The organism is Sphingomonas sp. Root241 (genome assembly GCF_001428865.1).
Lineage (GTDB): Bacteria > Pseudomonadota > Alphaproteobacteria > Sphingomonadales > Sphingomonadaceae > Sphingomonas.
In genome coordinates this window covers 1,137,621-1,162,535 of record NZ_LMIV01000001.1, presented here as the reverse complement: position 1 = coordinate 1,162,535, position 24,915 = coordinate 1,137,621, and the positions used below count along the sequence as shown (strand labels likewise).

Here is a 24,915-nt window from a genome sequence, read left to right as displayed (position 1 = left end):
GGAACACTATTTCCGCGCGACCGGGCCGTGGAAATCGGCCTCGACCACGCCCAGCCGCCAGCCCGGCGGCACTGCGTCGGCGCCGGTGTCCCCTGCCTTGCGCGAGGTATCGAGCTCGATGACCTTGCCGAAGGCGTCGCGGTCGACGACCGGGCCGATCTGGGTGATGCGGAGCAGGCTGCCGGTGGCCGGGGCGAACTTCACATTGGCATAGCCGAGCTGGCGCTCGGTCTCGCCTTCCCACACGGTCCTGCCGTCGAGCGTGATCCGCAATTTGTAGCTGCGCGAGCGCCAGCCGACGAGCTTCAGGTCGATCTCGCTCAGCGCCGCGGGCGCGGCGAAGCGATATTCGATCCATGCCGAGCCGGGCTGGCCGTCGCTGGTCCAGCGGGAGAGCTCGTTGTCGTCGGTGCTGTTCGCGGCCTCGCCCTGGTTCGAGCCCGCGACGATCGATGCGGGCATGACGGTGGTGCGGCTGGGGGTGAAGGAGGGGCTTGCGGGCGTCGGTCCCCGGGTGAGCAGGGCCGGCTGGTGGTCCTCGGGGAAATCGGCCGAGAGGCCGCCGGTTGCGGGCTTCACCGCGCTGGTCGGGATCGTCAGCGTCGCGCGCTTGAGCCCCGGCGCGGTTGCGGTGACGCGGACCGTGCCGCGGCCGGTGCCCGCGCGGAGCAGGACGCGGTTCACGCCGGCCTCGACCGGCAGGTTGGGCGAGAGGATGTAATTGTCCTCGCCGCGCGCGGTGCCCGCATATTGGGTGGTCTGGTCGGCGCCGGCGGGCTTGGTCGGCTCGGCCGGGCCCGCCGCGGCCGCGGCGCGCGGCTTGCCCGAGGAATCGCCCTGGGCGATCCCGCCGCGCCATTCGGCGGGGCCGTCGAGCGTGAACTTGACCATGTCGTGCGCGGTCGGCACGCGCCGCCCCTTGGCGTCGACCACTTCGGCATCGACCAGAGCGATGTCCGCGCCGTCCATCACGAAGCCGCGCGGCGAGACATGCGGGGTGAGGCGCAGCGCGACGGGGGCGCCGACGGTCTCGATCACGTGTTCGGACTTGCGGCCATCGGCATAGGTCGCCACCGCGCGGAGCGTCCCCGGCGCCCATTGGACCTGCCAGCCGAACAGGAAGCCGTTGCTGCGCTCCCCCTTGCCGAGCGATCGGCCGTTGAGGAACAGCTCGACACCGTCGCCGTTCGAGACGACGGTTACGTCCTTCGTGGCGCCTGCCGCGTAGTTCCAATGGCCGATGATGTGCGTGCGCGGGGTGACGCTGTCGACCCAGTCGCTCCACATCACCTGATGGGCGTAAAAGCCCTCCTTGGGCAGGCGGACCGCATCGACTTCGCCCGAGCGGCGGTAGTTATTGTCGCCGCGATAATGGGTGTTCGAGTCCGAGAAGATGATGTTGACGCCGCCCGAGCTGACGCGCTTCCCGGTGCCCGGGCGGACGCGATAATAGTCCCACCAGCGCTTGACGTCTTCGATCGCGTGGCTGTCCTGGTTGCGGTTATAGTCGGGCGAATCCTTGTGGAACGGCGGAGTCAGCTCGTCCTGGTAGAGCCGGGCGCCCTCGTCCCGCGAATATTCCATCGCCCAGACCGGCTTGGTGGCGCTCTTGTTGATGTAGAGCATCTCGCCGCCATATTCGGCTTGCCTGCTGTCGAGCATCTCGCGCGAACCGATCGCGCGGCCGCCATGCGGGTCGTACTGGTCGCGGATGGCCTTCAATTCGGCCATGTGCGCGTCGCTGATATTCTCGTTGCCGCCCTCGTAGAACAGGATCGAGGGATTGTTGCGATTATAGACGATCGCGTCGCGCATCACTTCCTTGCGCTGGTCCCAGCGGCGGCCGGTGACGTCGCTTTCGGCATCGCCCGCGGGCATCGCCTGGATCAGGCCGACGCGATCCGCGCTCTCGACATCCTGCTTCGACGGCGCGATGTGCATCCAGCGGACGAGGTTGCCGCCGCTCTCGACCATCAGCCCGTTGGAAAAGTCGCTGATCCAGGGCGGGATCGACACGCCGACCGCGGGCCATTCGTTCGAGGTGCGCTGGGCATAGCCGTGCATCTGGATCACGCGGCCGTTGAGGCTGACCATGCCGTCGGCGAACTTCGTCTGACGGAAACCGGTGCGGATATCGACGCTGTCGATGACCTTGCCGTTCTCGGTCAGGATCGTGGTTACGGTGTAGAGATAGCCATAGCCCCAGCTCCAGAAATGGAGGTTTTCTGCAGTGCCGGCGGCCGTGAGCAGGCGCGTCTCGCCGGGCGCCAGCGTCGCGTCGCCGCCGTCGAGCCGGCGGACGACGCGGCCATCGCGGTCGCGGATCTCGGCGCGGTAGCCGATCTTGCGCGGAGTCGCGCCGGCGTTGCGGATCTGGGTCTGGGCATGGATCGTCGCGCGGCGGGCCTTCACGTCGAATGCGTCGGCCCAGACATATTGGCCAATAGTGCCCAGGCCGGAGAAGAGCGGCAGCGTCTGATAGACGGGGCCGGTCAGATGGAGCCGGACATTCTTGGTGATGCCGCCATAATTGACGTTGAAATTGTTGTTGTTCCACTGGAAGCCGCTGCCGGTCGCGCGCTCCTTGTATTTCCAGTCATTGTCGACACGGACCGCAATGAGGTTCTCGCCGGGCCTCAGCGCCGCCGTGATGTCGGCGCCGAACGCCATCGATCCGTTCTCGGAGAGGGCTACCGACTGGCCGTTGACCCAGACCTCGGCTGCCTGACGCACGCCTTCGAACTCGAGGAAAGCGCGGCCGCCAGGGCCCTGCGCGGGCAGGACGATGCGCTTGCGGTACCAGGTGATGCCGGTCGACAGATCCTTGATGTCGCGCGCGAACGCCTGCGTCTCGTTGAAGGCGTTGGGGAGCGTGACCTCGTGCCAGTCGCGATCGTCGAAGCCCGGCCGCTCGGCGCCCGCCTGTTCGCCGGTCGTCGACCGCCAGCCGGGATTGAGGTTGTACGTCGCGCGCGGTGAGGCGACCGCAGTCGATGCGTCGTGTGCGATCGCCGGGACTGCGACGGTCGCGAGCAGCATGCCGAGCACGGCACCGACGGATCTATGCAAGGCACCCTCCCAATTGGTCAGGCCAACTTGTCTTATCGGCGCAGTGTCTGTCAAGCCAATGTGGAAGTTCGTCTCACAAATTGGGAAGCCAGCCGTGACGGCCGGCAAAGAGGCGGAAGAGATCGAACCAGACATATGGCTTACCGTCGGCATCGAACAACGGAATGCCGTGCCCGCCCTTCTCGGCGATCATCAGTTCGGACGGGATACCCGCCGCCTGCAGCCCCGCGAACATCGCCAAGCTGTTCGCCGCCTTGACGGTCTTGTCGTCTGCGGCGTGGCAGACGAGGGTCGGCGGCGTCGCGGCGGGCACGTCGAGCTCGAGCGACCATGATCGGGCCAACGCCTCGGAAGGATCGGTGCCGAGCAGCTCGCGACGCGACTGCTCATGCGCGATCGGCGGCAGCATCGACACCACCGGGAAGAACATCGCGACGGCGATCGGCCGCGCGGGGAGCCGGTCGGCGGCGTCGATCGGATCATAGGTGACCTTGTCGGCGCGGGTACCGAGCGAGCCCACTACATGCCCGCCCGCCGAAAAACCCATCGCGGCGACGCGCGCAGGATCGATCCCCCATTTCGCGGCGCCGGCGCGGATCAGCCGCATCGCGCGCTGCGCGTCCTGCAGCGATGTCGCCGGGCCGGCGCGCCAGCCGTCGTGCGGCAAGCGGTAGAGCAATTCGAACGCCGTGATCCCCTGCGCGGCGAACATCTGGGCGATCCTGCCTGGCCCACGGCCCACCGCGACCCGCGCATAGCCCCCGCCCGGGATGAGCAGTATCGCCGCGCCGTTGGGCTTCGCGGCGCGCGCGACGGTCATCGCCGGCGTGCCGATATGCGTCCAGGCGATGTCGTCGGGTTTCGGCGAACGGGGGACCGTCACGTCCGCGATCCCCAGCCCCTCTCCGCCCGGCGGCGTGCCCGGCCAAAGCATTACCCGCTCGATGTCGGCCGGCGCCGAAGCGCGCGCGGCGCCGGCAATCCCCAGTGCAAGCCCGGAAGCGAGGACGGTGCGACGATCCATGAACACTCCTAACGCGACACTTCGGCCATGAACTGGCCGACGGTTTCCTCGACCCGGTGGAGCGCTTCGCCCGCCTCCGTGGCCTGACGGCCCGCATCCTGCGCGGCGGCGGCGAGCTCCGAGACCCGCCCGCTGATCTGCGAGATCAGCACCGCGATCTCTCGCGAGGACATTGCCGTCTCGTCGATCGAGGCGAGGATCGCGCCCACCGTGGCCACCTGCGTCTCCATCTCCGAGGAAAGGCCGCGCACGCGCTCCATCAGCTCGCTCACGATCGCGAGAATCGCCTGGTTGGTGCGGGCCATGACTTCGCTGGCGTCCTGCGCCTTGCGGATCGTGACGGTGACGCCGCCGGTGGCGTCGGCGGCCTGATCGGCGAGGCTGCGGACCTCCTGCGCGACCACCGCGAAGCCATGCCCGCTCTCACCGGCCCGTGCCGCCTCGATGCTCGCATTGAGCGCCAGCAGCTTGGTCTGCTGGGCGATGCCGGCGATCAGCGTCAGCACCGATTCGATCTGCGCGGTATGCGATGCGAGATTGGCTGCGTTCTCCGCCCCCTGCATGGCGATCGTATCGGCCCGGCCGGCGACTTCGGAGGCGGCGAGCGCCTCCTCGCGTGCGCGATCGAACGCCGAGATCAGCACCGCGGCGCTCTCCGCCGATTGACTCATCGCCGTCGCCGACTGATCCGCCGCGGTCGCCACTTCGGCGGTGGGCTTGCTCAACGACTGCATTTCGGCGGCGGTGCGTTCGGTGAAACCGGCGATGTCGCGGCTGGCGCGGACGCTGGTGGTGATCGCATCGCCCAATTGTTTGCGGACCGCCGCGGCTTCGGCGCGCACCGCGACCTGGTTCCGCGCCCGGGCGATCGCGCGCAACCGGCTCGCGATAATCTCGAACTCGATGCCGGCGAGCTTCTGGGTAGAGCGAGTGAGCCGCTCGAGCTGGGCGGGATCCTGGGTCAGCTCGAAGAACAGCGCATGGATCCGCATCTGCGCGACCAGCATCGATGCGGCGACCACCGCGAAGTCGAGATCGTTCTGGGAAATGCGATCGGCCTCCGCAATCACTGCGTCGAGCCAGCGTTGATCGATCGGCCGGGCCAGCTTGGCGCGCGCATATTCGACGCGCGATGCCACCAGGTCGTCGGAGACGGGCCCGCCCGCGCGCCGCTCCAGCAGATCGCGCGCGATGCCGGCGATATGCGGCTCGATGAAGGTCCAGGCTTCGCGCAGTTCCGTCTCGAAGCGATCGTCTATGGCATAGCCTTGCCGCAATGCCGCGGCGCTTTGCCGTGGCAATGCGGTTTCATCGGCGGCGCCGATATTCTCCTTCAACATACACCCTCCCCCGGGCGTCACCACGCCTCTTGGTTGTCATCGACGAACGTCCAGCCCCCCGCCTTCGAATGCTGCCAGATCGGCGCGCGTGAACAGGCTGGCGTCGCCGGGCAGCGAGTGCTTGAGCGCGGTCAGCGCCAGCCCCGACTTCGCGGCGGCACGCGCGTCGCCATCGCTTTCGATGAGGCCGTGCAGCACGCCTGCGGCAAAGGCATCGCCCGCACCGATCCGGTCGACGATGCCGGCGATCAGCACCTCGTCGGTCTGGTGCGCGCCGCCCCGCGTATCGACTCGCGCCGAAAGCCGGTGGCTGTCCGCGTCGTCGACGTGCCGCGCAGTCGATGCGATCGTCTGGAGCTTGGGGAAATGCGCGAACGCGGCCTCCGCCGCCTCGCGTCGCCGGTCCGAGCCCTCGCCCGAAAAGGGCTTGCCGAGCAGCAGCGAGACGTCGCGATGGTTGCCGAACAGGATGTCGGCATGACCGATCAGGCGATTGAGCACGGCACGTGGATCGCTGTCCCACGCTTCCCATAATTTCGCCCGGTAATTGCCGTCGAACGAGACCGGGATGCCCCTGGCGGACGCCGCCTCGGCGGCGGCGATCGCCGCCTCGGCAGTGTTGTGGCCGAGCGCCGGAGTGATCCCCGATAGATGCAGCCGGGTCGCGCCGTCGAGCAGGCGGTCCCAGTCCCAGCTGTCGGCCGGCCGCGTGGCGAACACCGAATGCGCCCGGTCATAGACGACTTCGGAAGCCCTGAGGCCCGCACCCGGAGTGAGGAAATAGAGACCGAGACGCCCCTCCTCGCTCGCCACGGTCGACGTATCGACGCCGCGCCGGCGCAGCTCGTTGATCACCGCGCCGCCCAGTGGATTGTCGGCCACCGCGCTGATCATACGCGTGGCGTGGCCGAGGCACGCTAAGCCGGTGGCGACATTCGCCTCGGCCCCGCCGACATTCACTTCGAGCTTGGGCGTCTGCAGCAGCAGTTCGCGCCCAGGCGGCGAGAGCCGCAGCATCACTTCGCCGAAGAATGCGATGGTCATCGGGCCTTCTCCGTTCGTGCTGAGCCTGTCGAAGCACGGCTCTGCGCTTGGCAACCGGCCAGCGAGAAACCTCGCCCTTCGACAAGCTCAGGGCGAACGGTTGGATTTGGCTCAGCGCGAACGGTAGTTGAACTCATCGTGCCAGCCACCCGCCGTCGACCGCGAGGACATGGCCCTGGACATAGTCCGAAGCGCTGGAGGCGAGGAACACCGCGGCACCGCCCAAGTCGCCCGGATCGCCCCAGCGGCCGGCGGGGATGCGCTCGACGATCTGACGGTTGCGGGTCTCGTCGGCCTGCAGGGCAGTCGTGTTGTTGGTGGCGATATAGCCCGGCGCGATCGCGTTGACGTTGATCCCCTTCGACGCCCATTCGCAGGCGAGCAGCTTGGTCAGCCCCGCGACGCCCGATTTGCTGGCGGTGTAGGACGGCACCCGGATGCCGCCCTGGAAGCTCAGCATCGAGGCGATGTTGATGATCTTGCCGCTGCCCTGCTTGACCATGTGGCGGCCGGCGGCCTGGCACAGGAAGAACGTGGATTTGAGGTTGGTATCGATCACCGCATCCCAATCCTCCTCCGAGAAATCGAGGCTGTCGTTGCGGCGGATGATCCCCGCATTGTTGACGAGAATGTCGAGCCCGCCGAGCTTATCCACAGTTTCGTCCACAATCCTGCCCACAGGCTCGATCGTCGAAAGATCGGCGGAGATGATCTCGGCCTTCACGCCGAGGGCGCGGGCTTTCTCGACGGTCTCGGTCGCAGCGGAGCGGCCGACGGCGGCGATGTTCGCGCCAGCGCCGGCGAGCGCCAGCGCGATGCCCTGGCCGATACCGGTGTTGGCGCCGGTGACGATGGCGGTTTTGCCGGTCAGATCGAATAGGTTGGTCAAGTCACTTCTCCCCTCCCGCTTGCGGGAGGGGTCGGGGGTGGGCCCCCGCCTTCCTCCAGCGGTGAGGTTCGTGGTTAGCGGGGGCCCACCCCCCGGCCCCCTCCCGCATGCGGGAGGGGGAGCAGAAGAAGTTACGCCAGCTGGCAGATGTCCAGCACGTTCATGTCGGTATAGTCCTGGTTCTCGCCGGCCATCGCCCAGATGAAGGCATAGGCCTTGGTGCCCGAGCCCATATGGATCGACCAGGGCGGGCTGATCACTGCTTCCTCGTTGCCCATCACGATGTGCCGCATCGCCTCGCCTTCGCCCATGTAATGGAAGACGCGGTCGTTGGGGCCATCGAGTTCGAAGTAGAAATAGATCTCGCTGCGGCGCTCGTGGATGTGCGGAGGCATCGTATTCCACACCGAACCGGGCTTGAGCACGGTCAGGCCCATGACGAGCTGCGCGCTGTCGCACACGCCCGGGATGACGAGCTGGAAGATCGTGCGTTCGTTCGATTCCTCGAGGCTGCCGCGCTCGAGCGCATTGGCATCCGCGATCGACAGTTTCCGCGTCTGGAAGCCCTTATGCGCCGGGCAGGAAGCCAGGTAGAAGCGCGCGCCGTCACCCGAGAACTGCACGTCCTTCGCGCCCATCGTCACGTAGAGGCAGTCCTTGTTGCCAAGCGTGAAGCTCTCGCCGTCGACGGTGACGGTGCCCTCGACCTTGCCGACATTGACCACCGCCAGCTCGCGGCGCTCGAGGAAGGGATGACCCGCCGCCGATGCCGGCTCGGTCTGGTCGGGGAGCTTGACGCTGCCCGACGCCACTGCGACGCCGCCGATCACGAAGCGATCGGCGTGGGTGTAGTTGAGGACGCACTCGCCTTCGCGGAACAGCCCGTCGATCAGATAGCGATCACGAAGCTCCTCGTTCGAGACGCACTCCATCATGTCGGGGTGCGTGGCGTAATAGGTGCGGTCGAACATGGAATACTCCGTTGGTTTGATTTCAGGCTGCGGCGGCGACAGGCGCCGGCGCGGATTGATCGAGCTTGTAGGCTTTGCGCACGAGCCCGTTGGTCAGTTCGTGCGCGAGTTCATGCGCTTCCCAATCGAGCAGCCGCCCTTCGGCGACCAACTGCCCGAGGAAGCCGCAATCGATCCGGCGCGCGACATCGTGGCGCGCGGGGATCGACAGGAAGGCGCGGGTGTCGTCGTTGAAACCGACGGTGTTGTAGAAACCCGCCGTCTCGGTGACCTGCTCGCGGAAGCGGCGCATGCCTTCGGGGCTGTCGTGGAACCACCAGCTCGGGCCCAGCTTGAGGCACGGATAATGCCCGACGAGCGGCGCCAGCTCACGCGCGTACACCGTCTCGTCGAGCGTGAAGAGGATGATCGACAGGTCGGTCGAAGTGCCGAAGCGATCGAGCAGCGGCTTGAGCGCATGGACGTAATCGGTCCGCATCGGGATATCCGCGCCCTTGTCGCGGCCATGGCTTTCGAACAGCCCTCCATTGTGGTTGCGGAAGCTGCCGGGGTGGATCTGCATCACCATGCCGTCCTCGACTGACATCGCCGCCATCTCGGTGAGCATCTGCGCGCGGAACAGCTCGGCATCCTGCGGCGTCCAGCTGTTCGACAGGATCGTGCGGAACAGCCGTTCTGCCTCGTCGTAGGCAAGGTTGGCGGTCTGCGCGGTGGGGTGGCCGTGATCGGTCGCGGTGGCGCCGGCTGCGCGGAAATCGGCGCGGCGCTTGCGGTGCGCGGCGAGATAGCCGTCCCACGACCAGACGTCCTCGCCCGTCTTCTCGGCAAAGATCTTCATCGCCCCGGCGAACTGCTCATGCTCGACGTCGATCACTGCGTCGGGGCGATAGGTGGTGACCACCCTGCCCTGCCAGCCCGACTTGTGGATCGCGTGATGTGGCGAGAGATCGTCCTGCGGCCCTTCGGTGGTGGCGAGGAACTCGATGCCGAAGCGATCGAATAAGGCGCGCGGGCGGAAGGCGTCGCTCGCCAGCTTCTCGTTGATGCGGTCGTAATAGAGATCGGCGGTGGAGGCATCGAGCGCGACGTCGAAGCCGAACACCTCGGCGAAGACGTGGCCGAGCCACATGCTCGACGGCGTGCCGCGGAACAGGTGGAAATTCCCCGCGAAGGTCCGCCACGCTTTCCGCGGATCGGTCCCCGGCATGCCCGCCTTGCTCGGCACGCAGAGATCGTCGAGCGCGACGCCCTGCGAATAGAGCATGCGATAGAGGTAGTGATCGGGCGAGAGCAGCAGCTCGGTCGCGTTCGACCAATGCTCGTCGGTGGCGAACCACTTCGGATCGGTGTGGCCGTGCGGGCTGATGATCGGCAGCCCGGACACTTCCTTGTAGAGCGCACGCGCGATGCTCCGCGTGCGCTCGTCGGAGGGAAACAGCCGATCGGGATCGAGTTTGAGGGGCTTGCTCATCTTGCTCTCTTACGCTTGCGGCGTCTTGTCGCGGAACAGCGCATTGGCGACAATCGCAAGGATCGCAACCGCCGCGCATGCGCCGAGGATCGCCCAATAGGTGCCGGTCTGGAAACAGGGCGAGGCGACGCCCATCCACACCGGCACGCAGCCTTCGACTTCCTTGCCCGAGGCGAGGAAGATGATCACGCCGAGGAGCCCGGCCGCCACCGAGGCGATCACGCCCCACGGCGTCGAGCGATGGAAGCTCTCCACGCGCGCCAGCCGCGGCGTCAGCAGATGCACCGACAGCACGGCGAGGAAATAGGCCGCACCCGCCGCGATGAACATCGGCGCGTAGCTGCCCACCCTATCGAGGATGTCGCCGGAATATTTGGAGAACAAAGCGCCCCCGATCGCACCCACCGTGCCGCCGATGCCGATCACTGCGCCCACGGCGAAGCGCGGGAAGGTGTCCGACGGCAAGGTGTAGAGATTGGCCGAGAAGCCCTGGTGCGCGGCAGCGGCGATACCGATCAGGATCACGCTGACCCACAGATTGTCGACCGAGGTGGCGAACACCACCGGCAGCACGCAGAAGGCACAGATCAGCATGGTGAGCTTGCGCGCCTTGTTGACGCTCATGCCCGCCTTCATGAAGCGGCCAGACAGCCAGCCGCCGAAGACGCTGCCCACGTCCGAGATCAGGTAGATCGCGCCGAGCGCCAGCGCCGCGGTGGGCGTCGACCAGGTCTTGAGATCGAGGCCGTATTGCGCGCCGAGGAAACCCGGCAGCCAGAACAGGTAGAACCACCAGATCGGATCGATGAAGAACTTGCCGAGCGCGAACGCCCAGGTCTCGCGGGTGGCGAGCAGGCGCAGCCACAGGCCGGGCGTCTTCACGTCGGGATCGGCCGGATCCTGGGTGATGTGCGCGAGCTCGCCGCTGTTCACCTTGGGATGCGTCGCGGGATCGTCGCGATAGATGGCCAGCCACGCGATCAGCCAGATCACGCCGAAGATGCCGGTGGCGATGAACACGGTGCGCCAGCTCATCTGGAGGTGCGAGATCATCACATAGACGATCAGCGGCGTCAGGATCGCGCCGACATTGGCGCCCGCGTTGAACAGGCCGATCGCGTAGGCGCGTTCCTTTTGCGGGAACCATTGCGCGACCGATTTGACACCGGCGGGGAAGTTGCCGGATTCGCCGATGCCGAGGCTGAAGCGTGCCAGTGCGAACTGCGTGACGCTGTAGGCGCCGCCATGCGCGATATGCGCGATCGTCCAGATGATGACCGCGGCGGCATAGCCGAGCCGCGCGCCGATCGCGTCGACCACCTTGCCGAAGCCGAGATAGCCGATCGCATAAGCGATCTGGAACCACACCACGACATCGGCATAGGTCCGCTCGTCCATGTGGAGCGCGGGATCTTCCATCATGATCGGCTTCAGGAGCCCGATCATCTGACGGTCGATATAATTGATTGCCGTAGCGGCAAACAGCAGGCCGACAATGACCCAGCGATACCGCCCGATCCGGTCCGCGGCGCCCGCTATGGTCGCCCCTCGCGCATCGCTCATTCAGCCTCTCCCGCTGTTATTCGCCACCGGGTTTCCCGCTCGCGGCCTGGTTGGTTAGCTGCAACCCCCTGCCGTGGGAAGCTTCGGAGCATAAATTTCGCATTTTGTGAATCACTCCCAATATTCGGGATGTCCTGCAGGGGTTTACGGCCATTGACCAATATTCGCGAATTGGCCTGACACAGCAAGCTACTATTGCTGCGTTGTGTCAGGCCAGCGAGACGGAGCCAAATCAACGCCTCGGCGGCGCGGACGGCAGGGTCGCTCGCGATTCGTGCAAGATCGGTCTCGAATGGCGCGAAATAGGCCGGCACGCCCTGTAGCCGGTCGAACTCGGCACGCGCCTGATCGAGGCTCCAACGCCAGTGATGGATCCCGGTATCGATCAGCCCGCGTACCGCGCGGAACAGCAGCCAGTGGACATGGCCGAGCTCCTCGAGCGGTGCTCCGCGATAGGCGCCGTGATCGGCCATCAATTGCTCGGCATGGATCGCCCAGCCTTCGGAAAATGCAGGGAGATAGGCGATACGCAGCGGGTGCGCGTTCGCCTCCGCCTCAATCGGAAGCTGGACCATATGACCGGGCAGCAGCTCGTGATGGACGACGCTGTGGAGGCTCCAGCGCGGCCGGCGGCGGATCTGCTTGAGGTCGACGACATAGCTGCCCGACTGGTCCCCCGACGGGATCTGGCGATAGCCCTGCTTCCCCGCGGCTTCGTCGGCGCGGCTCATCCGGCGGACGCCGACGTCGAGGCTGGCGCGCGGCACCGGCCCGACCAACGCCGGCGTCGCGGCGCGTGCCTTGCCGAGCCAGCGATTCATGTCAGCCACCGCGGCATCGCGGCCTGCATCGTCGTCCGAATAGAGCCAGCGCGGATCGGCAAAGGCGGCCTTGAAGCGATCGCCGATGCTGCCCTTCGCAAAACCAGCGCCACGCATCAGCCGGCCGGCACGCGCTCCGAGCGCGGCGACTTCGCGCTCGAACCGCCGATGCGCCGCCTCGGGATCGACGCGCTCGCCGACATGGCGCTCCAGCAGCAGCTTGTACGCCAGGTCGCCGTTGGCGTGGCGCCAGAGCCCGGGCTCCGCGGCAGGCGGGAGGCGATACGGCCCTTCCGATTTGCCGCCGGGAATGAGGCGCATCAGTTGCGAATCTATCGCAAGAGCGCTGCGAATGGTTCGCAAATCGAGGCTCGCCGACGGCGACAGCGCGGCGGCATCGAAAGCCTCGAGACGCGCCAGCCGGGCGTCATAGCCGGGGACCGCGCTCAGCCCGTCGAGCGTCTGGCGCAGCTTCGCATCGGCGCCCGACCCGGCCCGCGCCGGCATCGCAGGAAGGGCCGCGCAGGCGATGAGACCACCCAGCACCTCGCGACGGCCCAGCGCGATCATCGGCGCACTACCATGGCGAGCGGAAGCACATTGTTGCGCAGGGTGACCTCGCGGCCGCCATCGGCCAGCGCCAGCCGCAGCCGCAGCGTTTCGACCGCGACGCCCGCCGGCACCGTGAGGCGCACCCGCGCTGTTTTTGGCATAAGGTCCGTCGGTGCGGCGAGCGCCGCGATCTTCGTGGAAGCCACGGTGCGACCCGAGGAATCCTCCAGGTAAAGCGTACTGCCCGGCGCTGTCGCCGAGCCGAGGCTGTGCACGATGACGGTGAGCGCGCGACCCTTCAAGCTTACATCGTCGACCCCGATGCCCAGATCGGGACGAGTCGAAGGATCCCCGCCGGGCTGATCCAACGTGAAATCGAACACGCTGGTCGCGCGCGGCGCGAACACCAGATCGGCGGCGGCGCTGCGCTCAAGCTCGAGCGGCGACGGTGCTCCCAGATCCGACCCGTCCGCCTGCGTCCCGGCGCGCATCGTCCAGCGCCCGGCAGCGACGTTCCAGGTGCTCATCTCGGCCCGCTGGGACCGATCGCTCATATTGTAGGCGATGACGCGGAAATGCTCACGCGTGGCGCCCGGCACGAGAATCGCGACCTGCTCGGCGGCACCGGGCTCGGCAAAGCGCCAGCTGACACTGTGCCCGGGATAGCTCTGGTTGCGTGCGAGCGCGATGCCGCCGAGCCGCTCACGCTGGAGCCATTCCTGCGGCATCGAGACGCGATCGGACCACCAATGCCCCTCGGTCATCATGTACATGCGGTTGATCTTCTGAGCCGTAGCGTCGCGGTGGAGATCGGCGAGCAGCCTGGTATCCCCGCTCTCCTGCCATTGGACGTAGCGGCCGAGATCGCCACGGTCCTTGAGTGCGGCGGCCCATTGCCTGCCCTCGGGAAGTGCCGTCAGCACATTCTCGTTGAACTCGCCGACCAGCGTCGGTCCCCCCGCGATCCGCGACGTCACCGGCGCCAGATATTTGGCGTCGCCGGTGAAGCGCCACGCCGCCCAGGCCGACTGGAGCGGCACGCTCGCCCCGCCACCATCGCCCTTGCGCTCGGCGTCGCTGCGCCAGTTGATCTCGTTGGGGAAGCTCCATTTGCCGGCGGCGTCCTGCTTGCCGTGGGCGAGCAGGCCGTCGACCAGCCCGGTGACCAGCCGTTTCGCCGAAGGATTGGCATTGTAGACACCCATCAGGATCGGGGTGTGCGTGACCACCCAGCTATAGGGCTTCTGCCATTCCCATGGCCCCTCGCGGTACATCTTGCGCGCGCCGTACCAGTTGCTGGCGAAGTGCATGTGCCCCGCGGCGTTGGGCAGGATGACGGTCTCGAGCCCCTTCACCGTCGCCAGCATCCGCTCGACCGAACGCGGCTCGCCCCAATTGAGGTAGAGCCGCGCCGCATCGGCGTTCATCCCCTCCTCATAGGCATGGAGCTCGTCGGCGGTGAGCACCCCGAGCCCGTTCTCCATCATGCCGTGCTTGTAGACCGCCTCGGTGAGCGCACGGAGCGAAGCGTTGATCTTGTCGGGCTCGACTCCCATCAGCGCGAGCCCCGGCCATTGCTGGACCAGATCGACATCGTCCGAGAGCCCGCCGCCGAAATCGCCGAACGGCACCTGGCGGTTGTCGATCCACCAGTTCACGAATTCGCGGACGCAGCCGAGGTCCCGCAGCTGATACCACGCCCATTCGGGCACCCCCGCCGGCGCCGGCGCGATCGTGGCGGTTGGCATCTTCTCGGGCGCATAGCCGATATCCGCCCAATAACGCCGCCCCTCGACATGATCGGGATCGACTCGGAGCAGGTCGCCGATATCGGCATAGAGGCGGCGATAGAGCCCCTCGCGCTGCGAGGCGGTGTGCTCTTCGACAAGGAAGGCCCAATTGTCCTTCACCTGATTGAAGCGATCGGCAACATGCTCGGCCTTCGCCGCCTCGCGCGCCTTGAAGACCAGGCGGACGTTCATGCCGTCGAGCGATTGCGCGCGGAAGTCGGGCGCGGCGGAGGCGATCGTCAGATAGAGATTGTCGTTGGTCAGGATGCGATCGCGCAGATCGAGCCAGAGCGTGCGCGCCTGCCCCGGCTTCACCGAGACCGAGACATCGATCATGTCGCGGCCGGGCCAGATCGGATCCTTGACCCGGATGTTGAGCGCGATCCGGCCGGACGCGTCCGGCGTGGCCTTCAGCGCGGGAATATCGAGCGCCACGCCGTCGAGACCGTCATGGCTGTTTTCCCAGCCGTAATTCCACGCGCGGGCGATCGGCTTGCCGGGATCGGCAGGGCCGAAGCCCGAGGGGATCAGGACATGGACGATCGGCGCCTCGCTGCCGCTGCGCACTGCGGCGCCCGTCGCGGCGGCGCTTCCCGCGGCGGGCGCGGCGCTGCGGGCGCCGGCGGGGAGCGCGATGACGGTGGCGCGCTCGTCGGCGGGATAGCGGCCGGCGATGAAGCGGTTGAGATCGCGCAGGCCCGCGAGATCGGCCGCGGCGCCGGCATCGACGGTGTAAGCGAGCTTGTAGGTGCCCTTGGGCTCGGCGCCCTCGGTGATGTTATAGGCCCAGATCTCCTGGATCGGCTGTTCCTGCTCGATGTTGGTGAAGCGCAGGACGCCGCCGGTGCGGGTGGCGAGATCGTCGACGCTGCGGACGACGCCTTTCGGTCGCCTTGCCAATGAAGCGAAGCTGTCGCCATCGGCGCTCCATGCGAGGTCGCCATAGGCCGCGCCGCGTATCTCGACTCGGTTGAACGCCTCGTTCGCGGGGATGCGGAGCGTGTAGGCCTTGCCGCCGTCGACATAGACGTTCCAGTCGGGCAGGTCGAAATAGTCGCTGCGGCCGGGCAGCCGCGACCGGTTATAGACGCCGGGCCAGGTCGTCTCGGCCACGCCGTCCACGCCCTTCCACATCCATTCCTTGAGGTCCTTCGCGTCGGCGAACTCGACCTTGCGGATGCTGGTGGATTGCGCGGCGAGGAGCGGCGGCGCGCCGCGGTCCCAGCCGAAACGATGGAGCCAGGCGGCGCGATCGAGCGTGACCGGCGTCCTGGCGGCAGGCTCTGCGCCGGCGGCAAGCTGCGCGACTGCGGGGGCATCGAGCAACTGGTCGTAGACGCGGACTTCGTCGAAATCGCTGCCGCGCGTGAAATTGTAGCGGCTCTGGACCTGGTGCGGCGAGAGCACGCGCGCGGCCAGGCCGAACTGGTCGAGCCCGGCGTCGAGATCGGCGCGGGTGGTGTCCTTCGCGACGAGCTTGCCGTCGACGAACAGGCGCACGCCCTGCGTCTCGTCCCAGCCGAACGCGATATGGTGCCATGCGTCGGGTGCCGGCAGCGCGTCCATCCGCCACGAGACGCGGATGCGCGACAGGTTCGCGTCGGTGACGAAGGCGTCGAAGCCGTGGCCATTCCAGTCGATGCGCAGGAACGCCATGTCCCAGCTCGAATGATCGGCGAACCCGGCGCGGAAGATCACGAATGGCGCTTCGCCGACGGGTTCGTGCGAACGCCAGAAGAAGGAGAGCGTGCCGCGCTGGGCGAGCATGTTGCCCGGCGCGCGCCAGGCCAGATAGCCGTCGTCGGGCCAGCGCATCGCGGATCCGTGCGCGCCATCGGGAACGATCGACATGCCGCTCTGGAAATTGGGCTGGGCGTCGCCTTTCGCGACCTCGGCGGCGAAGTCCTTGTCGCCGCTCGCGCGGAACAGGAGCTCCTGCGCCGATGCGGGCGGCGTCAATGCCGTCGCGGCCGCGAGTGCCAGCAGCACGCGCGCGCGCATTCCGATGCGAACCCGGGGGTCGGCAGCGGCTATCGCCCCTGCCCGCGCCTCAACCATGCTCTCTCCATTTTTGCGCTTCCGCCTTCTTACGAGGCAGTGATCGTGCACGTCACTTCGAAACCGTCGCCGAACCGGCATTCGACCTCGTCGCCCGGCTTGACCGGGTGGACGCCGGTCACCGCGCCGCTCGAAACCCATTGCCCCGCCTGCAGCGCGATGCCGCGCGCGGCCATCAGCTCGAGCAGGAAGCGCACTGCGCCTACGGGTCCGTCGAGCATCGTCTCGGCGGTGGCGGCCCCGATCCGCGCGCCGTTGATATCGAGCGTGACCGGCCACGCCTTGATATTGGCGCTGCGCCAGTCCTTGATCTCGGGGCCGATGACGAGGCCGTTATTGTTGCCGTAATCGGAGATGGTCACGGTCGGGCCGTGATCGTTGATCCCTGGGAAGGGCGAGCTCGCGATCTCGATCCCGACATGGACGGCGTCGACCAGGTCGGCAGCTTCCTCTTCGGTGAAGCGGGTCTTGCCCGCGGGCGGTGTCGCGCGGAGGCGAAGCAGGAACTCGGCCTCGGCCGCGCCGAAGCCCGCGCTGAAGATCGGCATCTCGATGCCTTCGCGGGCTTCGACGATGCGATCGGTGAAGATCGGTCCCGCGAGCCGGTCGACGCCGCCCAGCGGAGGATTGATCCGGCCGACCTTCCAGCCACCGATCGGACGGCCGTCAAAGGCGATCGCATGGTCCTGCACGGCATAGGCCTGGTCGAGGCCGGCGGGGATATCGCCAGGGAATTCGGGTAGCCCGCGGCTCTCCCGGCGCGCCTCGACGAACGTCTCGGCGATCCGACGCGCTTCATCGGCAAATTGTACGGATCCCACCAGGCCCCATCCTCTCAACGCTCTGTTTGCGGTGGATTAGGGGAAACCGGTGTCATTGGCAACGGGGGAGTCATCCAAACTCTGGATTTTCCCCCAACACCGTCATCCCGGCGAAGGCCGGGATCCAGAGCCACGAGCGATACGGCAGAGCAGGGGTGACGGGTTAGAGCGTGACCCCACGCTTCCAGAAGGCGATCTCGCGTTCGCCGTTGCGCTCCGCCGCCGTCTCGGCGCCCGAGGCGATCGCGACGATGCGGTCGATCAGCGCTTCCTCGGCGGCGTCGAACCCATGGGTGAGCACCTGCCCCGCGTCGAAATCGATCCAGCCAGGTTTGCGGGCCGCGAGATCGCTGTTCGACGCGATCTTGACCGTCGGCACCGGGAAGCCGAGCGGCGTGCCGCGGCCGGTGGTGAACAGGATCACGGTGGCGCCCGCCGCGGCCAGCGCAGTGGAGGAAACGGCATCGTTGCCGGGAGCCTCGAGCAGGGTCAGGCCGGTGCGCTCGATGCGCTCGCCATAGCGCTTGACGTCGGTCAGCGTCGCATGGCCCGCTTTCTGGACCGCGCCCAGCGACTTCTCTTCCAGCGTGGTGATGCCCCCGGCGACATTCCCCGGGGACGGATTTTCCGACACCGGCTCGCCATGGCTGAGGAAGTAGTTCTTGAAGTCGTTGACTACGCCGACGACGCCTTCGAACACCGCGCGGCTTTCGGCGCGGTCCATCAGCATCTGTTCGGCGCCGAATATCTCGGGAATCTCGGTGACGATCGCGCTGCCGCCCGCGGCAGTGACGACGTCGCTCATCCGGCCGACCAAAGGATTGGCGGTGAGGCCCGAAAAACCGTCCGAGCCGCCGCATTTGACGCCGAGCACGAGCTTGTCGAGCCCGACCGGCTCGCGCTTCGTCTTCGCGGCCTCTGCGGCGAGCTCGGCGACCGCGGCGAGGCCGTCCTCGACCTCGTCGGTCGAGTTCTGCGCGATCACGGTGCGGATGCGCGGCTTGTAGCTCTCGGGAACCTCCTCGAGCAGCCGCGAAAGCTGGTTCGATTCGCAGCCCAGCCCGATCAGCAGCACGCCGCCGGCATTGGGATGGGCGGCAAGCGCGGCGAGCATGCGGCGCGTGGCGTTCAGATCGTCGCCGAGCTGTGAGCAGCCATAAGGATGCGCGAAGGCGTGAACGCCGTCGACGTGCCCGGCATGGCGCCGGCCCGCCTCGGCGGCGATGCGCTCGGCGGTGCGGCCGACACAGCCCACGGTGGGCAGGATCCAGATCTCGTTTCGAGTGCCCACGCGGCCGTCTTCGCGGACATAGCCGAGGAAGGTCGGCCCGCCCGATGTCGGCGCGCGCGGCTCGGCATGCGGATCATAGCGATAATCGAGCGTGCCCGAGAGGCCGGTCGCGAGATTGTGGCTGTGGACGTGATCGCCGGCCTCGATCGGCGCGGTCGCCCGGCCGATCGGAAAGCCGAACTTCACCACTTCCTCGCCCGCGGCGATATCGCGCAGCGCGATCTTGTGGCCCTTGGGAATATCGGCCCGCGCGACGACATGCGCCCCGCCGATTTCGACGCGCTCGCCCGCGGCCGCCGCCTCGAGCAGGGTCGCGACATGATCGCTCGAATGGATCTTGAGGGCAGTGGTCATGCGCGTTCCGGGGCGCCCGTGCGCCGCTGGCTATGTGGGTCCAAACGGCCCCCGACGCAACCATCTGGCGGCGTGCGGCGCGGCGCCGTTGCAAAGGCATCTGACACCGGTTACCCGATCGAGCAAACAAATAAGGGAGAGAGCGATGATCGACCGGCGTACGCTGATCGGCGGGGCTGCCGCCTCCGCAAGCCTGATCGCCGGCCGCGCCTGGGGCCAGTCCGCCGGGCCGGTCCGCACTGCCGCGGGTGCGTTCCAGGGGACGGTCGAGGGTGGCGTTCGCGTGTTCCGGGGCATTCGCTATGGCCGCGCCGAGCGGTTCCGCGCGCCGGTCGCCGTTCCCGCTCCCGCCGAGGTCCAGCCCGCCACGACCTTCGGGCCGGTCTCGCCGCAATCGGGCAACCGCTATGGGCCACAATCCGAGGACTGCCTGTTCCTCAACATCTGGACCGCCGATGCGCGCGCCGCCGCGCGCAAGCCGGTGATGCTCTACATCCATGGCGGCGCCTATTCGGGTGGTAGCGTCACCGATCCGCTCAATGACGGGCACGCACTGGCGGCACGCGGGGATGTGGTCGTGGTGACGGTCAATCACCGGCTCAACGCGTTCGGCTATCTCTATCTCGCGCGGCTCGATCCCCGCTTCCCCGACAGCGGCAATTGCGGCCAGCTCGACCTGATCCTCGCGCTCCGCTGGGTGCGCGACAACATCGCGAACTTCGGCGGCGATCCGGACAAAGTGATGGTGTTCGGCCAGTCGGGCGGCGGCGCCAAGATCGCGACGATGATGGGCATGCCCGCGGCCAAGGGCCTGTTCCACCGCGCGGCGACGATGAGCGGACAGCAAGTCACTGCCTCGGGACCACTCAACGCGACGGCACGGACACGGGCCTATCTCGGCAAGCTGGGCGTGCAGGAAAGCGATCTCGGCGCGCTGCTGGCGATGCCGCAGGAGAAACTCATCGAAGGGCTTTCGGCGACCGATCCATTGCTCGGCGGCGGCGTCTATTTCGGGCCGGTGCTCGACATGAAATGGCTGACCCGCCACCCCTTCTGGCCCGACGCCCATCCGCAGTCGCTGGGCATCCCGATGATCCTCGGCAACACGCATGACGAGACACGCGCGTTCATCGCGCCGGATTCAGCGAAGATGCGCGACTTGCGCTGGGACAATATCGCCGAGCGGATCGCGCCCGAGCTGCGCATCGACATCCTCCCCGAATGGGTGGTCGCCGAATATCGGGCACATTACCCGGATTGGACGCCCGAGCAGGTCTTCTACGACGCGACCACCGCGGGACGAAGCTGGCGCGGACAGGTGATCGAGGCCGAAGAACGCGCGAAGGCCGGCGCGCCGGGCTGGGTCTACCAGCTCGATTTCGGCTCGCGCATCGATCCGCGGCGCGGCGCCTTCCACTCGCTCGACATCGCTCTGGTGTTCGGAACGCTCGGCGCAGAGGGCTCGCAAACCGGCACCGGCGCCGATGCGTGCGCGGCATCGAAGGCGATGCAGGACAGCTTCGTCGCCTTCACCAAGACCGGCGATCCCAATCATGCCGGGCTGCCCCGCTGGCCGCGCTACGGCCTCGACAAGCGCGCGACGATGGTCTTCGATATGCGCAGCCGCGTCGAGAACGACCCGCGCAAATGGCAGCGCGAGCTGTTCGCGCGCGTGCCCTATATCCAGCCCGGCACCTGACGCCGGGCGGCCTCAGGAGGTTGCCGATGAAGCTCGACCGTCGTTCCGCGTTGCTCGCCGCCCTTGCCACGCCGTTCGCGGCGGCCGCGCAGACCGCGCCGCCCAGGAGCGACAAGCCGCTGCCGGCGGGGCTCACCGATCCGACCGAGACGATCGACCTCTGGCCCAAAGGCGTGCCGGGCAAGCCGGCGAAGCTGCCGATCGAGAAAGTCGAGGAGCGCAGCACGGATGCAGCACTCACCGATCGTTCGGTGACCGGCGTGGCCAATCCGCGGATGGCGGTGTTCCGCCCGCGCGTCGCCAACGGCGCGTCGGTTCTGATCACGCCGGGCGGCGGCTATGTCCGGATCGTGCTCGATCACGAAGGCTATGTGCTCGCGCGCTGGCTCGCGGCGCAGGGCTTCACCGCCTATGTGCTCTTCTATCGCCTGCCGGGCGACGGCTGGGCGGCGGGTCCCGACGTCGCGCTGTCCGATGCACAGCGCGCGATGCGGCTGATCCGCGCGCGTGCGATCCGCGATGCGCTGGATCCCGAACGCGTCGCGGCGATCGGCTTCTCGGCGGGCGGGCATCTCTGCGCCGATCTGGCGACCCGGCATGCAGTGAAGACCTATGATCCGGTCGACGCGGCGGACAAGCTGGGTGCGCGGCCGTTCGTCGCGGCGCCGATCTATCCGGTGATCTCGATGAGCGCGCCGACGGCTCATATGGGATCGCGCAAGCAACTGGTCGGCGAGGATGCGAGCCCCGAGCGCGAAGCCGCGCATTCGCCGCACCTCAACGTGACCAAGGCGACCCCGCCCTGCTTCCTCGTCCACTCCGAGGACGATGACACGGTGCCGGTGGAGAACAGCCTGTTGCTGCGCACCGCGCTCAGGGCGGCCGGGGTGCCGGTGGAGACTCACCTCTTCACCCATGGCGGTCACGGCTATGGGATGACCAAGGCGCTGGGCAAGCCCGCGGGCGTCTGGCCCGAACTGTTCCTCACCTGGGCGCGCAGCCAGGGCCTGGCCTGAGCTTCAACAACGAAGAACGGCGCGGAAGCAATTCCGCGCCGTTCTTGTGACGAAGTTTGCGCCGGCGACGCGAGCCGCCGGCTGAGGATCACATCTTGAAGCGCGCACCGACCAGGAAGGTGCGGCCGAAATGGTTATTCTCATAGGGCCGCTTCGCGTCCTGATCGACCCAGCGTTCGCGATACGCGTCGGTCAGGTTGGTGCCCTCCAGCGACAGCTCGATATTGTCGGTGATCTTGTAGCGGATCGACGCGTCGACATTGGTGATCGGGCTATAGCCTTCGAAGACGTTGCCGGTCGCCGAACCCTGATCGTTGAAGCCGCCGCGATAGGCGACCGAGGCGCGGGCGCTGAACCTGCTGTCTTCGTAATAGAGCGTTGCGTTGAAAGCGCGCTTGGACAGCTGGTACAAAGTCGTTTCGAACGGCTGGTTGACGTTGCCGCCGCCCGGCACGGTGGCCGGCACGCCTTGGGCGTAGGTCGCGTTCGAGTCGATGAAGCTCGCATTGACGATGCCGCCGAAGTTGCTGAGGAACCCGGGCAGGAAACGGAACGGCGCCTGCAGCGAGAGTTCGACGCCCTTCAGGTCCGCGCCGGTGCCGTTGACCGTGGTCTGGATCGTCCAGATCGGCTGCGCCTGCAGCGCGGGGTTGAGGAAGCCCGGCGAGGAGGAAGCGAGCACCGACGTAGGCAGCCCCGTCGACGTGAAGGTGTCCACGCGTGAGCTCGCCACCGGGAAGCTGTCGATCTCCTTCTTGAAGAACGCGACCGAGAACACCGATTGCGGCGCGAAATACCATTCGAGCGCGGCGTCGTACGCCGTGGCGCGATAGGGCTGGAGATCGGGGTTGCCGAAGTTGACACGGAAGTTGAACCCGTCAGCCGATCCCCCGGGCGTCAGATTGGCGAGCAGCGGCCGAGTCATCACCTTGGCCACCGCGGCGCGCAGCACCAGATTGGGGGTGAGGTCGGCGGCGATGTTGGCGGAGGGCAGCCAGTCCTCATAGTCGCGATCGACAGTGACCTGGGTGCCGCTGTTGAGTCCGGTCGACGACTGTTCGGTGCGAACATAACGCATGCCGGCATTGGCGCGGACGTTGAGGCCGAGCACCGAGCCGTTGAGGTCGACCTGGAAATAGCCGCCCTTGACCTGCTCGGTAACGCTGCGGTTGTTGCCGGCGTCGAGCAGCAGCGGACGGTTGTAGAGCCCGGTATAATCGGCGGCCGCATCGATATTGGGGATGAGCCAACTGTCGGTGTTGCCCTCGGGCTGGCCGGCATTGCCGAGATTGACCAGCTCGGACAGTGCAGACGTGGCGCGGAAACCGTAGACCGCTGTCGGGCCGAACAGCGAACTGGGCGAGCAGGTGATCTGGCGCAGGACCAGGTCGAGCCCGCCATTGCCGCACACTGCGGTGTCGCGCTGGTACGCAGTCAGGTCATAGTCGAAACGCCGGTAGACGCCGCCGAGTTTGAGCTTGAATCCTTCGGTTACGTCCCATTCGGTGCGCAACTGGGCCGTCCTGAACTTGTTGGTGGTGTTGGACGGGCGGTCGCGGATCTCGGCGAGCTGGAAATTCGCCGGATCGGTGACGCTGGTGCCGAAGGTCAGCCGGGGCGAGCGGCTGTTGGTATAGTCGTACTGATAGCCCTGCGCGTCGCGATCGTCGAAGATGAACGTGGTCTCGATCGGGATGTCGGCATCTGACTTGGAGATGCCGCCGAGCAGCGTAAAGCGGAAATTCTCGCCGAGGTCCTGGTCCCAGCTGGCGCCGACCTGGTAGAATTCGGTGGTCGATTCACGCCAATAATGTTCGGTGCGCACCCAGGCGTCGTTGAGCGTCGCCGAGATCATGTTGTTGTTGTCGTCATAGACCGGGTTGACGACGTTGATCGAGCGCTCGTTGGAGCGGAGCAGCACTTCGCCCCATTTCTCTTCGCGGATCTCCTTGAAGCGCGAATAGAGGCCGTCGATCGAGATCTTGGTGGCATCGCTCGGCGCCCATTGCACGCTGCCGGTCAGGCCCAGCCGCTCGCGATCGTGACGGACCTCGCCGTAGCGCGGGATGCGCGGGTGGAAGGAGAGAGCGGCCTGATTGCACGCCGCGCTCGGGACATAGGTTCCACCGGAGTTCGCGGTGGTCCAGCAATTGGTGCCGTTGACGCTGTCGAACCGCGCCTGCGCCCAGCGCACGGTGTTGTTGCCGAGCTCGAGCGTGTCGCTCTTCTGATATGCGGCGGAGATCGAGGCGCCGATCGTCCCGTCGGGCGACTTCCACGAGAGCAGGCCGGCGACGCGGGGCCCCCAGTTCTTCGAGAGGTCGTTATAGCTGCCCTGCGCCGATGCGACGAAGGTGAGCCCGTATTTGCCGCCGAGCGGATTGCCGGTGTTGAGGTCGACCACGGCACCGAGCGAGCCTTCGTCGAGCGAGGCTTCGGCCGTCTTGTGGACGACCAGCGAGCTGAACAGCTCGGAAGCGAAGACGTTGAAGTCGAACGCGCGCTCGCGATTGGCGCTGGCGCCGTCAGCCGTGGTGGTGATCGTCTCGAGCCCGTTGACGCGCACGCGGGTGAATTGCGCGCCGAGGCCGCGCACCGTGATCGCACGGCCTTCGCCGCCGTCGCGCTGGATCGAGATGCCGGGGATGCGCTGGAGCGATTCGGCGAGGTTCTGGTCGGGGAATTTGGCGATGTCCTCGGCGACGATCGCATCGACTGCCGACACCGAAGCGCGCTTCACGTTGAGCGCGGCCTCCAGCGACTGGCGGAAGCCGGTGACGACGATCTCGTCGCCGGTCTGCTCGTCGGCGGGCGCTTCCTGCGCATCGGCGGGCGCCGGCGCCGGGTCGGCGGTCTGTGCCGCGGCGTTCGCAGCCGTGCCGAGCGCGAGCGCGACGACCGTCGCCGATACGGTGTTGCGCCAGTGAGATCCGGAAACGCGCGCCTTCATGCCATCCTCCTTGCCTAATCCTGCCGGCCCGCTCTGCTGGCGGTTTCCGGAATCGCGCACCGTCCTGGGTCGGTCCGCGTCGCATCCTTGCTGCGCGCAATTGCGCGGCACAGCCGGTGCGGGGGCCTTGCTACCGGGGATTGGAAACCGGTGTCAACAGGTTCGCCTGTCGACACATTCTTTTCCCTTCGA

The 24,915-nt window shown here is 67.2% G+C and carries 14 protein-coding genes and 1 pseudogene; 2 read left to right on the top strand and 13 right to left on the bottom strand.

What is annotated here, in order from left to right:
- Positions 1 to 6 precede the first annotated feature (6 nt).
- From ASE13_RS05485 to ASE13_RS05430, 12 genes and pseudogenes are all read right to left on the bottom strand, one after another.
- The gene (locus ASE13_RS05485; protein ID WP_235536854.1) at positions 7 to 3,069 is read right to left on the bottom strand and encodes a glycoside hydrolase family 2 protein; all 3,063 of its coding nucleotides are present in this window, start codon (positions 3,067 to 3,069) and stop codon (positions 7 to 9) included.
- Between the two features lie 73 nt (positions 3,070 to 3,142).
- Positions 3,143 to 4,093 carry an alpha/beta hydrolase gene (locus tag ASE13_RS05480; protein ID WP_056612484.1) on the bottom strand — a complete coding sequence of 317 codons (951 nt, stop codon included), beginning with the start codon at positions 4,091 to 4,093 and terminating at the stop codon, positions 3,143 to 3,145.
- Between the two features lie 8 nt (positions 4,094 to 4,101).
- The gene (locus ASE13_RS05475) at positions 4,102 to 5,433 is read right to left on the bottom strand and encodes a methyl-accepting chemotaxis protein (RefSeq protein ID WP_056612482.1); all 1,332 of its coding nucleotides are present in this window, start codon (positions 5,431 to 5,433) and stop codon (positions 4,102 to 4,104) included.
- 36 nt (positions 5,434 to 5,469) lie between these two features.
- Entirely contained in the window at positions 5,470 to 6,477 is a 1,008-nt protein-coding gene (locus ASE13_RS05470) for a sugar kinase (RefSeq protein WP_056612479.1), read from the bottom strand.
- Positions 6,478 to 6,610: 133 nt separating this feature from the next.
- Entirely contained in the window at positions 6,611 to 7,366 is a 756-nt protein-coding gene (kduD, locus tag ASE13_RS05465) for a 2-dehydro-3-deoxy-D-gluconate 5-dehydrogenase KduD (RefSeq protein ID WP_056612478.1), read from the bottom strand.
- A gap of 131 nt (positions 7,367 to 7,497) precedes the next feature.
- A complete protein-coding gene (kduI, locus tag ASE13_RS05460) occupies positions 7,498 to 8,337 on the bottom strand; it encodes a 5-dehydro-4-deoxy-D-glucuronate isomerase (protein WP_056612475.1) in 840 nt (279 codons plus the stop codon).
- Between the two features lie 22 nt (positions 8,338 to 8,359).
- Positions 8,360 to 9,808, bottom strand: a complete 1,449-nt coding sequence (gene uxaC, locus ASE13_RS05455) for a glucuronate isomerase (protein WP_056612472.1) — start codon at positions 9,806 to 9,808, stop codon at positions 8,360 to 8,362.
- A gap of 249 nt (positions 9,809 to 10,057) precedes the next feature.
- A pseudogene (locus tag ASE13_RS05450) lies at positions 10,058 to 11,371 on the bottom strand (MFS transporter); the annotation flags it as partial.
- On the bottom strand, positions 11,368 to 12,762 hold the full coding sequence (locus ASE13_RS05445) for a DUF885 family protein (protein WP_082596381.1): 1,395 nt from the start codon (positions 12,760 to 12,762) through the stop codon (positions 11,368 to 11,370). The gene ASE13_RS05445 and the pseudogene ASE13_RS05450, both read right to left, overlap by 4 nt.
- Entirely contained in the window at positions 12,759 to 16,592 is a 3,834-nt protein-coding gene (locus ASE13_RS05440) for a LamG-like jellyroll fold domain-containing protein (protein ID WP_321164329.1), read from the bottom strand. The genes ASE13_RS05445 and ASE13_RS05440 overlap by 4 nt, the downstream gene beginning before the upstream one ends.
- A 29-nt stretch (positions 16,593 to 16,621) precedes the next feature.
- On the bottom strand, positions 16,622 to 17,413 hold the full coding sequence (locus ASE13_RS05435) for a 2-keto-4-pentenoate hydratase (RefSeq protein ID WP_056612466.1): 792 nt from the start codon (positions 17,411 to 17,413) through the stop codon (positions 16,622 to 16,624).
- 163 nt (positions 17,414 to 17,576) lie between these two features.
- Complete coding sequence (locus ASE13_RS05430) at positions 17,577 to 19,058, bottom strand: UxaA family hydrolase (RefSeq protein WP_056612463.1); 1,482 nt, start codon at positions 19,056 to 19,058, stop codon at positions 17,577 to 17,579.
- A gap of 145 nt (positions 19,059 to 19,203) precedes the next feature.
- Here ASE13_RS05430 and ASE13_RS05425 point away from each other — a divergent pair, with 145 nt between their 5' ends.
- Together ASE13_RS05425 and ASE13_RS05420 are read left to right on the top strand one after the other, a co-directional pair.
- Positions 19,204 to 20,757 carry a carboxylesterase/lipase family protein gene (locus tag ASE13_RS05425; protein WP_056612461.1) on the top strand — a complete coding sequence of 518 codons (1,554 nt, stop codon included), beginning with the start codon at positions 19,204 to 19,206 and terminating at the stop codon, positions 20,755 to 20,757.
- 26 nt (positions 20,758 to 20,783) lie between these two features.
- On the top strand, positions 20,784 to 21,773 hold the full coding sequence (locus tag ASE13_RS05420; RefSeq protein WP_056612458.1) for an alpha/beta hydrolase: 990 nt from the start codon (positions 20,784 to 20,786) through the stop codon (positions 21,771 to 21,773).
- Positions 21,774 to 21,861: 88 nt separating this feature from the next.
- Here ASE13_RS05420 and ASE13_RS05415 read toward each other — a convergent pair whose 3' ends face one another.
- Complete coding sequence (locus ASE13_RS05415) at positions 21,862 to 24,723, bottom strand: TonB-dependent receptor (protein ID WP_056612455.1); 2,862 nt, start codon at positions 24,721 to 24,723, stop codon at positions 21,862 to 21,864.
- Between the last annotated feature and the right edge of the window lie 192 nt (positions 24,724 to 24,915).

What these genes read in the sequence shown, in the direction of transcription:
- ASE13_RS05480 (WP_056612484.1), bottom strand. Translation starts at nt 4,093, where the DNA reads ATGGATCGTCGCACCGTCCTCGCTTCCGGGCTTGCACTGGGGATTGCC.
- ASE13_RS05470 (WP_056612479.1), bottom strand. Translation starts at nt 6,477, where the DNA reads ATGACCATCGCATTCTTCGGCGAAGTGATGCTGCGGCTCTCGCCGCCT.
- ASE13_RS05475 (WP_056612482.1), bottom strand. Translation starts at nt 5,433, where the DNA reads ATGTTGAAGGAGAATATCGGCGCCGCCGATGAAACCGCATTGCCACGG.
- ASE13_RS05425 (WP_056612461.1), top strand. Translation starts at nt 19,204, where the DNA reads ATGATCGACCGGCGTACGCTGATCGGCGGGGCTGCCGCCTCCGCAAGC.
- ASE13_RS05420 (WP_056612458.1), top strand. Translation starts at nt 20,784, where the DNA reads ATGAAGCTCGACCGTCGTTCCGCGTTGCTCGCCGCCCTTGCCACGCCG.
- ASE13_RS05415 (WP_056612455.1), bottom strand. Translation starts at nt 24,723, where the DNA reads ATGAAGGCGCGCGTTTCCGGATCTCACTGGCGCAACACCGTATCGGCG.
- ASE13_RS05440 (WP_321164329.1), bottom strand. Translation starts at nt 16,592, where the DNA reads ATGGTTGAGGCGCGGGCAGGGGCGATAGCCGCTGCCGACCCCCGGGTT.
- uxaC (WP_056612472.1), bottom strand. Translation starts at nt 9,808, where the DNA reads ATGAGCAAGCCCCTCAAACTCGATCCCGATCGGCTGTTTCCCTCCGAC.
- kduI (WP_056612475.1), bottom strand. Translation starts at nt 8,337, where the DNA reads ATGTTCGACCGCACCTATTACGCCACGCACCCCGACATGATGGAGTGC.
- ASE13_RS05445 (WP_082596381.1), bottom strand. Translation starts at nt 12,762, where the DNA reads ATGATCGCGCTGGGCCGTCGCGAGGTGCTGGGTGGTCTCATCGCCTGC.
- ASE13_RS05430 (WP_056612463.1), bottom strand. Translation starts at nt 19,058, where the DNA reads ATGACCACTGCCCTCAAGATCCATTCGAGCGATCATGTCGCGACCCTG.